We start from the raw sequence: 13,399 nt of genomic DNA on the forward strand, positions 1-13,399 counted from the left end.
GATCGAGACCCCGAGCAGCACTTCCGTTCAGCGATGAGAAAGGCCCGGGGCGAACCCGGGCCTTCGCCTGTGTGATCGGCGGATCTGTGGGATCCGTCAGACCTGCTTCTCGTACCCGGCGACCAGGACGCAGGTCGCCAGCCCCTCGATGGCCACCTCGAGTTCGGACAGAACCGGGAAGGTCGGGGCGATCCGGATAGTCCGGTCGGCCGGGTCGTCGCCGTAAGGGTGGGTCGATCCGGCGGGGGTCAGCGCGACGCCCGCCTCCTTGGCGAGTTCGACGACGCGCTTGGCGGTGCCTTCGGGAACGTCCAAGGAGACGAAGTAACCGCCCTTGGGACGGGTCCACGTCGCAAGGCCGGTTCCGCCGAGCCGCTCGGTGAGGATGCGCTCGACCGCGTCGAACTTCGGCTTGACGATCTCGGCGTGCTTGCGCATGTGCTCGGCGAGGCCCTTGGAGTCCTTGAGGAACTGCACGTGCCGCAGCTGGTTGATCTTGTCGGGCCCGATGGTGCCCTTGCCGAGGAACCCGGTGAACCACTTGACGTTCGCCTCGGACGAGCCGAAGAACGCCACGCCCGAGCCGGCGAAGGTCACCTTCGAGGTGGAGCCGAACACGAAGACGCGGTCGGGGTTCCCGGCCTCGGAGGCCGCGGCGAGGATGTCGAGGATCTCGTCGTGCTCCTCGGTGAGGTGGTGGACGGCGTACGCGTTGTCCCAGAAGATCCGGAAGTCCGCGGCGGCCGTGGGCATCTCAGCGAGGCGGCGCACTACCTCGTCGCAGTAGGAGACGCCCGTGGGGTTGCTGTACTTGGGCACGCACCAGATGCCCTTGATTGACGCGTCCTGCGCGACGAGCCCTTCGACGACGTCCATGTCGGGACCCTCGTCGGTCATGGGTACGGTCACCATCTTGATGCCGTAACGCTCGGTGAGAGTGAAGTGCCTGTCATAGCCGGGGACGGGGCACAGGAAGGTGATGTCCTGGTCGACCCAGCGTCCCTCGCCGCCGGGCACGCCGGTGAACAGGGCGTACACGAGGGTGTCGTGCATGATCGCGAGGCTCGCGTTGCCGAGCGGCAGCAGCTGCTTGGCGGGGACCTGCAGGCCCTCGGCGAAGATCTCGGCGATCTCGGGGATGCCGGTGAGGCCGCCGTAGTTGCGAAGGTCGGTCCCGTCGGCTGACTTGTAGAGGCCGTCGCCGGGCAGCGTGAGGAGCTCGTTGGACAGGTCGAGCTGGGCGGGCGCGGGCTTGCCACGGGTCAGGTCAAGCTTCAGGCCGCGGGCCTTGAAAGCCTCGTAGTCCTGGCGCGCCTTGGCGTGGAGATCCACCACATTCTGAGCAGTCACAACGGGTTCCCTCTGGGAGATGCCGGTCCGGGCACCTCGCAGGATATCGCCACCACGCCGTCGGGCCTCGACGCGGCGGTACCGCACAATGGGGCCATGACCTACCGGATCACCTTCGTCTGCACCGGCAACATCTGCCGGTCGCCGATGGCCGAGCACGTCCTGCGACGGCATCTCGCCGACGAGGGGCTCGACGCGGAGGTCGACAGCTCGGGCACCGACGGGTGGCATGTCGGCGATCCGGCCGACCGCCGGACGGTCCGCACGCTCGCCAGGCACGGGTACACGAGCGCGCATTCCGCGCGGCAGTTCAGCGCCGAGTGGTTCGCGCACTACGACCTCATCCTCGCCCTTGACGAAGGGCACCTGCGCGCGCTGCGGGCGATGGCTCCGTCGGCGGCGGCGTTGGAGAAGGTCAGGCTGCTGCGCTCGTTCGACCCGTACGCCGACGACCTGAACGTCCCCGACCCGTACTACGGCGGCGACGCGGGCTTCGAGGAGTGCCTCGCGCTGATCGAGGCCGCCGTGCCGGGACTGATCGACCAGGTGCGCAAGGCGTGAGGATGCTCGGCGTACCCGTCGCCCGCACACGAGATCTGGGGAGCAGGCACTCCTGGACGCTCCACCATGTGACGCTGGAGGACGGCCGTGAGCTCTTCGTCAAGAAGGGCTACGACTTCTCTACCGAGGCACGCGGACTGCGTTGGCTGGGCTCTCCTTGCGCGGACGTACTGGAAGCCGAAGGAGACGTGCTCGTCCTGCCCTGGCTGCCTCCGGGCCGTCCTGACGTGGAGGCGGCGCGAAGGCTCGGCCGCGACCTCGCCGCGATGCACGCGCGCGGCGCGCCGTGCTTCGGCGCGTCGTGGCCGGGGCACATCGCCGACCTGCCCCTGGACAACACCCCCGGCGAGGAGTGGACGTCCTGGTACGCCGAGCGGAGGGTTCTGCCGTACCTGCGAAGCGCGCTTGACGCGGGCGCGCTGACCCCGTCGGACGTGCGCGCCGTGGAGGACGCGCTCGGCCGCGCCCGTCAGCCCGCGGAGCCGCCTTCGCGCATCCACGGCGACCTGTGGAGCGGCAACGTCCTGTACTCGGGTGAGCGCGCTCATCTCGTCGACGCCGCCGCGCACGGCGGCCACCGGGAGACCGACCTCGCGATGCTCGCGCTGTTCGGCGCGCCGCACCTCGACCAGGTGCTCGCCGCCTATGACGAGGCCGCGCCGCTCGCCGACGGGTGGCGGGAGCGGGTCCCGCTGCACCAACTGCACCCGCTCGCCGTCCACGTCGTCCTCTTCGGCGGCTCCTACCGGGCCTCGCTGCTGGACGCCGCCGCGCGCGTCTGACCTGCGCCGCTGCCGACATTTCCCGCATGCATTGACAATTCCCTGCGATTTTCGCCGAGTTATCCACAGGCTCGGGGCGAATTGATTTTTGGGGTCGAGAAAGATGCGACTATGGGCGGAAGTCGAGCGAGGGGGCTGATCAGGGTGAACGGCAGGGCGAAGGCCAGGGCGCTGAGCGTGGCGGTCATGGCGCTGGCCACGACCATGGCCTGCACCACAACGGACACGCCGGCGCCGGCCACCCCGTCGCGGGCGTTCACCCCCGCCGCGGTCTCCTGGAAGGACTGCGGCGACGGCTTCCAGTGCGGCAAGCTCGAGGTCCCCCTCGACTACGCCGATCCCGGCGGCAGGAAGATCCCGCTTTCCCTGATCAAGCTTCCGGCGAGCGGCACCAAAAAGGGATCCCTGCTGACCAACCCGGGCGGTCCCGGCGGATCGGGCGTCAACTTCATCCGGCAGACCGGCAGGTCCTTCGGCGACAGCCTGCGCCGCGACTTCGACATCATCGGCTTCGACCCGCGCGGCGTCGGGGCCAGCGATCCCGTCGAGTGCCTGACCGACGGCCAGCTCGACGCCTATCTCGAAACCGACATGTCGCCCGATACCGAGGCCGAGATGAGCAAGCTGGAGAAGGTATCCAGGGGCTTCGCCGAAGGCTGCGAGAAGAAGTCCGGAGACCTGCTGCCGTACGTCGGCACCAAGGACGCCGCCCGCGACATGGACGCGATCCGCGCGGCCGTCGGCGACGAGAAGCTGACGTACTACGGCGCGTCCTACGGCACCTACCTGGGCGCCTGGTACGCCGAGCAGTTCCCACAAAACGTCCGCGCCCTCGTGCTCGACGGCGCGCTCGACCCGAGCCTCACCGCGGCCGAGACCAACATCCAGCAGGCCAAGGGCTTCGAAACCGCGCTGCGCGCCTTCACCGAGGACTGTGTGAAGCAGTCCGACTGCCCGCTCGGCACCGACGTCGAGGCCGGCATGAAGAAGGTCACCGCGCTGCTGACCCAGGCCGACCGCCAGGCGCTGAAGAACTCCGCCGACGCCCGCGACGTCGACCAGTCCCTCGTCACCTGGGGCCTGGCCACGCCGCTGTACCAGAAGGAGGCGTGGCCGCTGCTGCGCGGCGCGCTCGCCCAGGCCATGCAGGGCGACGGCACCGCGCTGCTGCGCTTCGCCGACCTCCTCGTCGAGCGGGAGCAGAACGGCACGTTCTCCAGCCAGACCGAGAGCAACATGGCGGTGAACTGCCGCGACAAGCCCAACCCCGACGTCGCGGGCTTCAAGGCCGAGGCGCAGAAGGCAGCCGCCGCGGCCCCGAACTTCGGCGAGTTCATCGTGTGGAACACGCTGCCCTGCGCTTTCTGGCCGGTCGCCGCCGCCGAGGAGCCACGCGCCCTGCGCGCGGCGGGCTCCGCCCCGATCCTCGTCGTCGGCACCACCCGCGACCCGGCGACCCCCTACCAGTGGTCCGAGAACCTGGCGTCCCAGCTGGAGAACGGCCACCTGCTCACCTACGACGGCGACGGCCACACCGCCTACCTGTCGGGCCCGCCCTGCATCAGAAACGCCGTCGACGCCTATCTCACCGCCACCACCCTGCCCGCCGCCAACACCACATGCACCTGATCCACCCGCCCCGCCCACAACCCGCCCGAACCCTGTAGACTGCTACCCGCACCGCTCACCGCGGCGCTGCCGCCTTAGCTCAGTCGGCCAGAGCGACGCACTCGTAATGCGTAGGTCAAGGGTTCGATTCCCTTAGGCGGCTCCACCTCAGAAGGCCCCTCCCAATCCGGGAGGGGCCTTCTTGCTAACACCCGCGGTTCACTCGGCTTCTTCGTCCTCCTCGATCGCTTCGGCGAACAGATCCGCCGCCTTCACCCCATCGAAATCCGAGACCACGGCCCACAGCCTTCACCGCCTATCCGTCTAGGGGACTGAACACCCGTCGGATTGGCGAGGCAAGCCAGTCAGCCATGATCATTCACTGTCTAGACCTCAGGGCGTCAGCCAGGTCCAGCCCCGCCCGCTCCACCAGAACCACCGCCCCCCACCGAAGACCGCCCACCCCTTCACCTCTGCGAACACCCGCAGATACGCCCCAACATGAGAAGCCGCAGTCAACGCCACGCGTATACGCCTCAACCACAACCGCCTCCTCCCCCAGCACCATGAACCCACGCGCCGACAACCCGCCGACTTGTCCTACGCATCCCGTACTCTCACCCGCACAGGCCGGCCAGAGCGCCCTGTGTGGGAGTTGCGCGGCGAAGGAGGGCGGGTGAGGAGGACGCTCCCGGGCTTGCCCGCGGGCTGCCGAAGAGATCCAGCGGCCCCGCCCTCCTCTTACCTCCAGGCGGCGAGTGCTAACGCTGGTGCTAACGACGGGCGTGGATGCGGGTGGATGTCCGGGGACAAGGAGTTCGCCCGGTCCCTGGTGGCGGCGTTGTAGCCGGCTTGGAAGCGGGAGGTGGCGGAGAGGGTGGTCATGAGGGTGGCGACGCGGCGGCGGTAGGTGCGGAGGGACAGGCCGAGGCGGCGGGCGGCGGACTCGTCGGTGAGGCCGGAGGCCAGGGCGTCGAGGAGGGGGCGGTCGTCCGGGGAGAGGCGGGGTGACTCGGTGGTGAGGTAGGCGGCGGGGGGTTCGGCGGTGGACCAGATCGCCTCGAACAGGGACAGCGCGCCCTCGACAAGGGTCGGGGACGAGGTGATCGTGTAGGAGCGCGGGGTTCCCGGGCGTTCGCGATCGGCCATGATCATGACGCGGCGGTCGAGGACGATGGTCTCGTGGGTGAGCGCGGCCGCGCTGATGCGCACCCGGGCCCCGTGGGCCTGGACGGCTTCTAGGTGGGCGCGGCCGGCCTCGTCGGCGAGGGCGCGCGGGGTGAGGAGCTTGCGGACCGTGAGATCGCCGTGCTCCGTCCCCCGGCGGACGGCGGCGCGCGCCTCGGGCTGCGCCCAGGTGGCGAGGTCGAGGGCGGCGCAGACGAACTCGGTCCGCACCGCGGTGAAGAGGTGTCCGGCGCGTGCCACGAGTTCGGCGTCACCGCGCACGGTGAAGACCTGTTCGTCCCGCATTCCTCAAGTCTGGCAGGTTGCTGCCATGGGTTGGCCTGGCCGGACGCCCCGGGGGAAGGGTGGGCGGTATGAGTACTTCGACGTTCGCCCTCGGGGGCGATCTCACCGTTCGGCGGCTGGGTTTCGGCGCGATGCGTCTGGCGATGGGCACGTTCGGCGGCCCCACCCGCCCCTACGACCAGGGCATCTCCGTGCTGCGGCGCGCGGTCGAGCTCGGTGTCGACCACATCGACACCGCGGGGTTCTACGGGACCGACGAGAGTCCGGCGAACCGCCAGATAAAGGACGCGCTGTACCCCTACCCGCCGGGGCTCGTCATCGCGACGAAGGTCGGGCCGCTGCGGGGTCCGGACGGGCGGCCGTTCGGGCAGGCGGGGCCGGACGGGCTGCGCGGGCTCGTCGAGGCCGATCTCGCGTCGCTCGGGCTTGACCGGCTCGACCTCGTGTACCTCAGGGTCGGCGGCCGGGGAGGGCCGGGCGGCGAGTCGGTCGCCGCGCGGTTCGCGGCGCTCGCGGCCCTGCGGGAGGAGGGGCTGATCAGGCACCTCGGGGTGAGCAACGTGGACGGGGAGCAGCTCGCCGAGGCGCGGGCGATCGCGCCCGTCGCCGCGGTGCAGAACCCGGCAGGCCACGACGACCTGCTCAAGGAGTGCGAGCGGTCCGGCATCGCGTTCGTGCCGTTCTTCCCGCTCGGCGCGGGCGAGCCGTCGCCCGGCCTCGCGGAGGTCGCCGCCCGGCACGGGGCGACGCCCGCGCAGGCGGCGATCGCCGCGGTCCTGGACTCCTCGCCGGTCGCGCTCGCCATCCCCGGGACGGGCTCGCTCGCCCACCTCGAGGAGAACATGGCGGCCGCCGACCTGCGGCTCGACACACAGAACCGCGAACTCCTCACCTGATCACCCTCCCTGCCTGATCGCGGGTGTGGGCGGGCCCCGGGGGTGGGTGGGCCCCGGGCGTCGATGAGGGCGTCCGGGGCTTGGCCGTCTTGGGCCTGGGCCGGACGCCGTGGGCGGCGTCCGGCGCTGGCGTCACTCGAAGGTGTAGGCGGCGGCCGCGTCGGCGGTGAAGGGGCCGGCCTCGGCGGTCAGACCGCCCTTGACCTTGGCGTCCGGCTTCTGGATGAGGGAGACGCGGGTGCCGACGTCGCCCTGCTTGGAGAAGTCCAGCGGGGGCATGAGGCCCTTGCTGTCGAACGCGGACTGCGACTGGTGCGCCTTGTAGATGCCCTCGCGGGTGAGGTCCTTGGCGTCGCATGCCTTCTTCAGGGCCTCGCCGAACACCAGCGCGGAGATATATCCGAAGGTGACGCCGCCGTCGAGGGGCTCGCCCGGGTGCTTCTTCTCGTAGGCCGAGACGAGCGACGTCATGCCCGGCTCCTTGGAGTCGTTCGGGTAGGCGGCGGTGATGAGGTGGAAGTTGGCCTCGAGCGCGGGCTTGGCGGCGGTCTCCAGCAGCTGCGGGCTGTAGCCGGGGTTGTTCGACAGGATCGGCACCATGAAGCCGCCCGCGGCCGCGACGCCCGCGAGTGAGGCGGACTGACGCGGGCCCGCGCTGATCAGGATCGCCTTGACGCCCTCGGCCTTGAGCGCGCTGACCTGGGAGGTCATGTCGGTGTCGGTCGGCTTGATCCGCTGCTCGACGATCTTCAGCCCGGCCTTCTCGGCCGCGTACTTCGACCCGGCGAGCGCGCTTTCGCCGTACTCGCCCTCGAAGTAGACGTGGCCGATCTTGTCGCCCGACTTGATGCCCTTCTCCTTGAGCAGGAAGTCGATGCCGTTGATCATCTCGATCTCGTAGGTGCTGCCGACGATCTGCACGTACGGGGCCTTCAGCAGGGCCGACGGCCACGCGGCGGGGATCGTCAGGAGCTTGTCGGTGGCGACGTTCGCGGCGATGGCGGCCATGACGGGCGAGCCGATGACCTGCGGGAGGCCGGCGACCTTCGGCTGGACCTCGGTGTAGGCGGTGACCGCCTTCTGCACGTCGTAGCCGTGGTCGCGCACGAGGATCTCGACGTCGCGGCCGCAGACGCCGCCCGCGGCGTTCAGCTCGTCGAAGTAGAGCTGCTGCGCCTGGGTGATGCTCTTGCCGAGGGTGGCGTAGACGCCGGTGAGGTCGGTGAGCGCGCCGAGGGTGATCTTGTCGGCGGACACGCCGGGCCCGGTCTTGACGCCGTCGGCGCCGGTTCCGTCGCCGCCTTCGGTGGACTTGCCGCTGCACGCGGTCGCGGTCACGGCGAGCACGGCGATCCCGGCGACCATGTTCCTGATCTTCATGGGGTGGACTCCTTGCGGGGGGTGAGGGAGGGGATTCGCAGGCCGCGCAGGCCCGCGGGGAGGAAGAGGACGATGCCGACGACCGCCGCGCCGTACAGGTAGCGGGCGGCGTCCGACGGGCTGACGCCGCCGGTTCCGGTGGGGGCGACGAGGGGCAGCGCGTCGCTGTAGCGGGTGAGCAGCTGCGGGAGCAGCGTCACGAAGGTCGCGCCGATGACCGCGCCGGACACCGAGCCGAGGCCGCCGATGACGATCATGGCGAGGTAGTCGAGCGCGAGGAGCATGCCGAAGTAGTCGGGGACGGCCCGCTGGAAGGTGAGCGCGAGCAGCACCCCGCCGAGCCCGGCGTACATGGACGAGAGGGTGAACACCGCGGCGCGGGTCCGCGCGACGGGGATGCCGAGGACTCCCGCGGCGGTCTGCTGGTCGCGGATGAGGTTCATCGCGCGGCCCGGCCTGCCCTTGAGGACGCCGAGGGCGAACAGCGCGGCGAGGCCGAGCAGCAGCAGCCCGAGGAACCACAGCTTCTCCAGCGCCCCGAACGCGATGCCGAGGACGACGACGTCGCCGGTGCCGTCGAAGGCGAACCCGAACGCCTCCATCGGCGGGACCGCGCGGCCGTTGTAGCCGCCGGTCACGTCGTGCACGTTGAACAGGACGTGCTGGCCGAGGAAGATCAGCGCGAGTGAGGCGATGCCCAGGTAGACGCCGGACAGACGGCCCGCGATGGGGCTGAATGCCAACCCCGCGAGCCCGGCGAGCGCGACCGCGCAGACGACGGCGAGCAGCGGCGGCAGGCCGAGCCCGGTGAGGTCGTCGGTCTCGTCTCCGGCGAAGTAGACGTAGCCGTACGCGCCGACGGCGAGGAAGAACGAGTGGCCCATGGACAGCTGGCCGGTGGAGCCGGTCAGCAGGTTGAGGCCGATCGCGCCGATCGCCGCGGCCATGACGAACAGGCCGGCCTGGAGCCAGAACAGGTCGAGGTAGAACGGCGGGAGCAGCAGCAGGAGCAGCGGCAGGTAGCGGGCCTTAGACACGGGAGACCTCCCGGGTGCCGAAGAGGCCGGACGGCCGCACCAGCAGGATGACGATCATGACGACGTACGGGGCGACGTCGCCGAGCCCGCGGCCGAGGAACGTCAGGTCGTTCTGGTAGCCGCCCACCAGCGCCTCGGTGACGCCGATCAGCAGCCCGCCGACGAGCGCGCCGGTGACGGAGTCGAGTCCGCCGAGGATCGCCGCCGGGAACGCCTTCAGCGCGGCGATCGAGCTCGTGCGGTCGAGGCCGGGCGTGGGGAACGCGGTGATGAAGACCGCGGCGACGGCGGCGAGCGCGCCCGCGACCGCCCACGCCGACATCGAGATCCGCCCGAGCCTGATGCCCATGAGCGCGGACGTCTCGGAGTCCTCGGCCACCGCGCGCATCGACACGCCCCAGGGCGTGTACTTGAAGGCGAGCAGGAACAGCGCGATGAGGACCGCCGCGACGACGAGCGCGGCGACCCGGGTCTGCGCGATGGTGACGCCGCCGAGGACGACCACGCGGTCCTGCCACGGGTCGCCGAGGGACATCACCGACGTGCCGAGCCGTCTGCTGAGTTCGGCCATGAGCACGATGTCGATGCCGATGGTCGCGATGGCGACGACGTCGCGCCGTGCCTTCGCGCGGCGCAGCAGCACGAGTTCGATGAGCGCCCCCGCCGCCGCCGCGGCGAGGACCCCGACGGCGAGGCCGCCGAGGAAGCCGAGGTCGTCGTGCAGGACCGCGGTGACGTACCCGCCGAGCAGCAGCAGCGACGCGTGCGCGAAGTTCACGACCTCGGTGGCGCGGAAGATGACGACGAAGCCGAGCGCGATGAGCGCGTAGACCGAGCCGAGGCTCAGCCCGTTGATGAGGAGTTCGATGAGCCGGGTCACGGTCCCTCCTCCCCGGCGTCGCCGTGGGCGTGCGGTGGCGTGGCGGGAAGCCTGGTCATACGGCCTCCTCTCCCAGGTAGGCGCGGAGGACCTCGGGGTCGCGCTGCACCTCGGCGGGGGTGCCTGAGGCGATGCGGCGCCCGAAGTCAAGGACGGTGACGTGGTCGGCGAGGCGCATGACGAGGCCCATGTCGTGCTCGACCAGCAGGATCGAGATGCCGAGTGAGTCGCGGACGGCGTAGATGAGTTCGGCCATCTCCAGCCGTTCGGTGGCGTTCATGCCGGCGACGGGTTCGTCGAGCATGAGCAGCCGGGGTTCGCCGCACAGCGCGCGGGCGAGTTCGACCCGCTTCTGGTCGCCGTACGGCAGCGCGCCGACGGGCATGGCGAGCCGGTGCGCGATCCCGGCGAACTCGGCGATCTCGCGGGCGCGTTCGCGGTGCAGCTTCTCCTCGCGCAGCGCGCCCGGCCAGCGCAGCCCGGCCCGGACGAACCCGGCCCGCATCAGCCTGTGCCGGCCGAGCATCAGGTTGTCCTCGACGCTGAGCAGCGGCGACAGCGCGAGGTTCTGGAACGTCCTGGCGATGCCGAGCGCGCCGACCCGGTGCGGGGCCATGGCGGTCAGCTCGCGGCGGCCGAAGGTGACCTTCCCGGACGTCGCCCGGTACACCCCCGACAGGACGTTGAAGCACGTCGACTTGCCTGCCCCATTGGGGCCGATGACGGCGTGCAGGGTGCCGGGCGCGACGGTGAAGCTCACCGAGTCCAGCGCAACGATTCCGGCGAAACGGACGGTCAGTCGGTCGACCACGAGTTCGGGCACTTCACTCACCTGCGACACCTCTCCCCCGAAGTGCGATCGACGGCCCGGACGGGCCCTGGCTCGTCCGGCGTCCGAGGACGCCGGACATCGCGCGCCGCGCCCGCCGCGTCCCCTGCCGGGACGGCTGGCGCGCGGCGCGTTCCTGCTCGCTCACGTGCTCTCCCTCACAGGCCCGTGCGGCTCCCACTTGGCGATGCCGCGCCGGGTCCGGAAGACCGGGGTGGGCTCGTCGGAGACGCCCAGGTAGCGGCGGCGCACCTCGTCGCTCGCCGCGAGCTCCGCCGACGGCCCCTCGAGGGCGACCTCGCCGACGTCGAGCACGTAGGCGTAGTTCGACAGCCGGAGCGCGAGCGCGGCGTTCTGCTCGACGAGCAGCACCGAGGTGCCCTGGCGGTTGATCTCGGCGACGGTCCGCGCGATGTGCTCGGCCATCTTCGGGGCGAGCCCGAGGGTCGGCTCGTCCAGCAGCAGCACCTTGGGCCGTGCCATCAGGGCCCTGCCCATGGCGAGCATCTGCTGTTCGCCGCCGGACAGCAGCGACGCGCGCTGGCCGCGGCGTTCGGCGAGGATCGGGAAGAGGTCGAAGACCCTCCCGCGCACCTCGTCGGGGGCGTGGAACCCGCCGACGCGCAGGTTCTCCTCGACGGTCATCCGCCCGAAGATGCGGCGTCCCTCGGGCGCCTGGACGACTCCCGCGGCGACGATGCGGTGCGGCGGCGACTTGGTGAGCCGCGCGTCCGCGCAGCTGATGTGCCCGCCGGTCACCAGGCCGCCGTGGAAGCGCAGCACCCCGGAGATCGCGCGCATCAGCGTGGTCTTGCCCGCGCCGTTCGCGCCGAGGACCGCGACGATCTCGCCGCGCGGCACCTGGAGCGACACGCCGTGCAGTGCCCGGACCGCCCGGCCATAGGAGACCGTCAGGTCGCGCACGGACAGGGCTGTGCCGTCTCGCACGGCCGACGTGTTCACCATGATCCTCCTCACAGACGGTGCGAGGATGATGCGTGCCGGGAACCTCCCGAAGCGATGGGCTCCCGACCCCTATGCGCCGGACGGCCTGTGCGTCCGCACAATCCACAGGCTGTGGATCGCCGCCGACCAGGCATGACGCCGCGCCGCCGCCGAACCTCATGTGCGCGCTGCCGAACGTCTTTGGGCAGCGGCACAACCCGGCGCTTCAGGGGAGTGCGGCCCGCCATGGACCGGCCGGGCGGCGCGCGCCAGCATCGGACCGATGAGCGAACCGAGACTTCACCTGTGGCTTGCCGAGCGGCTGCCGGACCTGGCGTCGCGGCTGGTGGACGAGTTCGGCCGGCGTGTCCCGTACTACGCCGAGCAGCCGCGCGAGGTGCTCGACGGCCAGCTGCGCCCGGCGATCGAGGCGAACCTGAGGATCGCGGTGAAGACCCTCCGCCAGCAGCGCACGTTCACCGTCGACGAGCGGGCCGAGGTGATCGACTGGTCGGCGCGCAGGGCCGAGCAGGGGGTGCCGCTCGAGGCGGTGCTCACCGCCTACCACCTGGCGATCGAGCTGTGCTGGCAGGCGCTGGTCGAGGAGGCCGACGAGGAGGAGGCCAGGGAGCTCGGCGCGCTCGCGCTGCACTTCTTCGGCTATCTGCGCTCGGTGGTCCCCGCGGTGGCGCTCGCGCACGCCCAGGAGGGCAGGGAGCGGTACGGGGAGCTGCGGGCGGCGCGCCGCGCGGTGCTCGACGCGCTGCTCGCGGGCGCGCCCGCCGACGCGCCCGCGCTGCGCGCCGGGGTGCCGCTCGCCGCCGCCTACGACGTGCTCGTGCTGCGCGGCGACCCCGACCCCGATCCTGCGGTGACCAGGCAGCTCACCCGGCAGGTCCAGTCGGTGCTCGACGCGCACGCCGGGGGCCATGTGCTGGCGATGCTCGACGGGATGTCCGGCACCGCGCTGCTGCCCGCCAAGGGCGCGCCCGACGCCGCCTGCGGGCGTTCCGCGCGGGCCGGGCGCACGCCCGCGCGGCAGGGCGGCGGCGACGGACCCGCCGACGCTCTGGAGAGCCTCGTGGGCAGGATCGTCCTCGCGACGGACCGGGCGGTGACCGTCACCACCGCGCCCGCGACCGGCGCGGAGGCGATCCCGGGGGCGCTGCGCGAGGCGTCGGAGGTCGCCGAACTCGTGCTGCGGCTCGGCAGGCCGCCCGGCCTGTACCGGATGACCGACGTGCTGCTGGAGTACCAGATCGCCAGGCCGGGCAACGGGCTCGCCCAGCTCGCCGCGCGCCTCGACCCGCTCGACGACCGCCCGGAGCTGATGGAGACGCTGCGGGTGTACGTCGACCAGGGCCACAACCGGCGGCGGGCCGCAGAGACGCTCCAGGTCCACCGCAACACCCTCGACTACCGGCTGCGCGGGATCGCCGCGCTGACCGGACTCGACCCTTCCGGCCCGGAACTCGCCGCCGCGCTCACCGCACGCGCGCTGCGCTGACGCCCGCGCGCCCACCGCCGCCACCGCGCCGACCCGCCGGAACCACCGCATGACACGACCGCGGAACTCCATCGTCACCACCTCCGAAGACCAGACCGCGACGCCCACCCGGACGTCCGCGACCAGTCTCCGAAATTTTTCGCACCCCCGC

At 71.3% G+C, this 13,399-nt stretch carries 12 protein-coding genes and 1 tRNA gene; 6 read left to right on the plus strand and 7 right to left on the minus strand.

Going from position 1 to position 13,399, the window contains the following annotated elements; all coding sequences use genetic code 11:
* Positions 1–96 precede the first annotated feature (96 nt).
* Complete coding sequence (locus R9X44_RS18765) at positions 97–1,350, minus strand: aminotransferase class I/II-fold pyridoxal phosphate-dependent enzyme (protein WP_319815492.1); 1,254 nt, start codon at positions 1,348–1,350, stop codon at positions 97–99.
* A gap of 96 nt (positions 1,351–1,446) precedes the next feature.
* On the opposite strand from R9X44_RS18765, the gene R9X44_RS18770 reads away from it, so the two are divergent.
* The 4 genes from R9X44_RS18770 (at position 1,447) to R9X44_RS18785 (ending at position 4,467) form a co-directional block, all read left to right on the plus strand.
* A complete protein-coding gene (locus tag R9X44_RS18770) occupies positions 1,447–1,911 on the plus strand; it encodes a low molecular weight protein-tyrosine-phosphatase (protein WP_319815493.1) in 465 nt (154 codons plus the stop codon).
* Between the two features lie 2 nt (positions 1,912–1,913).
* Positions 1,914–2,693 carry a fructosamine kinase family protein gene (locus R9X44_RS18775; RefSeq protein WP_319815494.1) on the plus strand — a complete coding sequence of 260 codons (780 nt, stop codon included), beginning with the start codon at positions 1,914–1,916 and terminating at the stop codon, positions 2,691–2,693.
* Between the two features lie 111 nt (positions 2,694–2,804).
* A complete protein-coding gene (locus tag R9X44_RS18780; RefSeq protein ID WP_319815495.1) occupies positions 2,805–4,322 on the plus strand; it encodes an alpha/beta hydrolase in 1,518 nt (505 codons plus the stop codon).
* A gap of 68 nt (positions 4,323–4,390) precedes the next feature.
* Positions 4,391–4,467 (plus strand) — tRNA-Thr (locus R9X44_RS18785).
* Positions 4,468–5,042: 575 nt separating this feature from the next.
* Here the strand turns inward: R9X44_RS18785 and R9X44_RS18790 are convergent.
* A complete protein-coding gene (locus R9X44_RS18790) occupies positions 5,043–5,774 on the minus strand; it encodes a DNA-binding response regulator (RefSeq protein WP_319815496.1) in 732 nt (243 codons plus the stop codon).
* 68 nt (positions 5,775–5,842) lie between these two features.
* Here R9X44_RS18790 and R9X44_RS18795 point away from each other — a divergent pair, with 68 nt between their 5' ends.
* Positions 5,843–6,670: an aldo/keto reductase gene (locus R9X44_RS18795; RefSeq protein WP_319815497.1), complete on the plus strand. Its 828-nt coding sequence runs from the start codon at positions 5,843–5,845 to the stop codon at positions 6,668–6,670.
* A 132-nt stretch (positions 6,671–6,802) separates the two neighbouring features.
* On the opposite strand, the gene R9X44_RS18800 is transcribed toward R9X44_RS18795, so the two are convergent.
* The 5 genes from R9X44_RS18800 to R9X44_RS18820 form a co-directional block, all read right to left on the minus strand.
* Positions 6,803–8,050, minus strand: coding sequence for an ABC transporter substrate-binding protein (locus R9X44_RS18800; protein WP_319815498.1), 1,248 nt, complete (start codon positions 8,048–8,050; stop codon positions 6,803–6,805).
* Positions 8,047–9,087, minus strand: a complete 1,041-nt coding sequence (locus R9X44_RS18805) for a branched-chain amino acid ABC transporter permease (protein WP_319815499.1) — start codon at positions 9,085–9,087, stop codon at positions 8,047–8,049. The genes R9X44_RS18800 and R9X44_RS18805 overlap by 4 nt, the downstream gene beginning before the upstream one ends.
* Positions 9,080–9,967, minus strand: coding sequence for a branched-chain amino acid ABC transporter permease (locus tag R9X44_RS18810; protein ID WP_319815500.1), 888 nt, complete (start codon positions 9,965–9,967; stop codon positions 9,080–9,082). Before R9X44_RS18810 ends, R9X44_RS18805 begins: the two co-directional genes overlap by 8 nt.
* A gap of 55 nt (positions 9,968–10,022) precedes the next feature.
* Positions 10,023–10,799: an ABC transporter ATP-binding protein gene (locus tag R9X44_RS18815; RefSeq protein ID WP_413774957.1), complete on the minus strand. Its 777-nt coding sequence runs from the start codon at positions 10,797–10,799 to the stop codon at positions 10,023–10,025.
* Positions 10,800–10,940: 141 nt separating this feature from the next.
* Positions 10,941–11,762, minus strand: coding sequence for an ABC transporter ATP-binding protein (locus R9X44_RS18820; RefSeq protein ID WP_319815501.1), 822 nt, complete (start codon positions 11,760–11,762; stop codon positions 10,941–10,943).
* Positions 11,763–12,024: 262 nt separating this feature from the next.
* Between R9X44_RS18820 and R9X44_RS18825 the strand changes: the two genes are divergently transcribed.
* Positions 12,025–13,248 carry a PucR family transcriptional regulator gene (locus R9X44_RS18825; RefSeq protein WP_319815502.1) on the plus strand — a complete coding sequence of 408 codons (1,224 nt, stop codon included), beginning with the start codon at positions 12,025–12,027 and terminating at the stop codon, positions 13,246–13,248.
* Positions 13,249–13,399: the final 151 nt, after the last annotated feature.

The sequence above is a fragment of the Actinocorallia sp. A-T 12471 genome, from assembly GCF_033875155.1.
Classification (GTDB): domain Bacteria; phylum Actinomycetota; class Actinomycetes; order Streptosporangiales; family Streptosporangiaceae; genus Actinocorallia.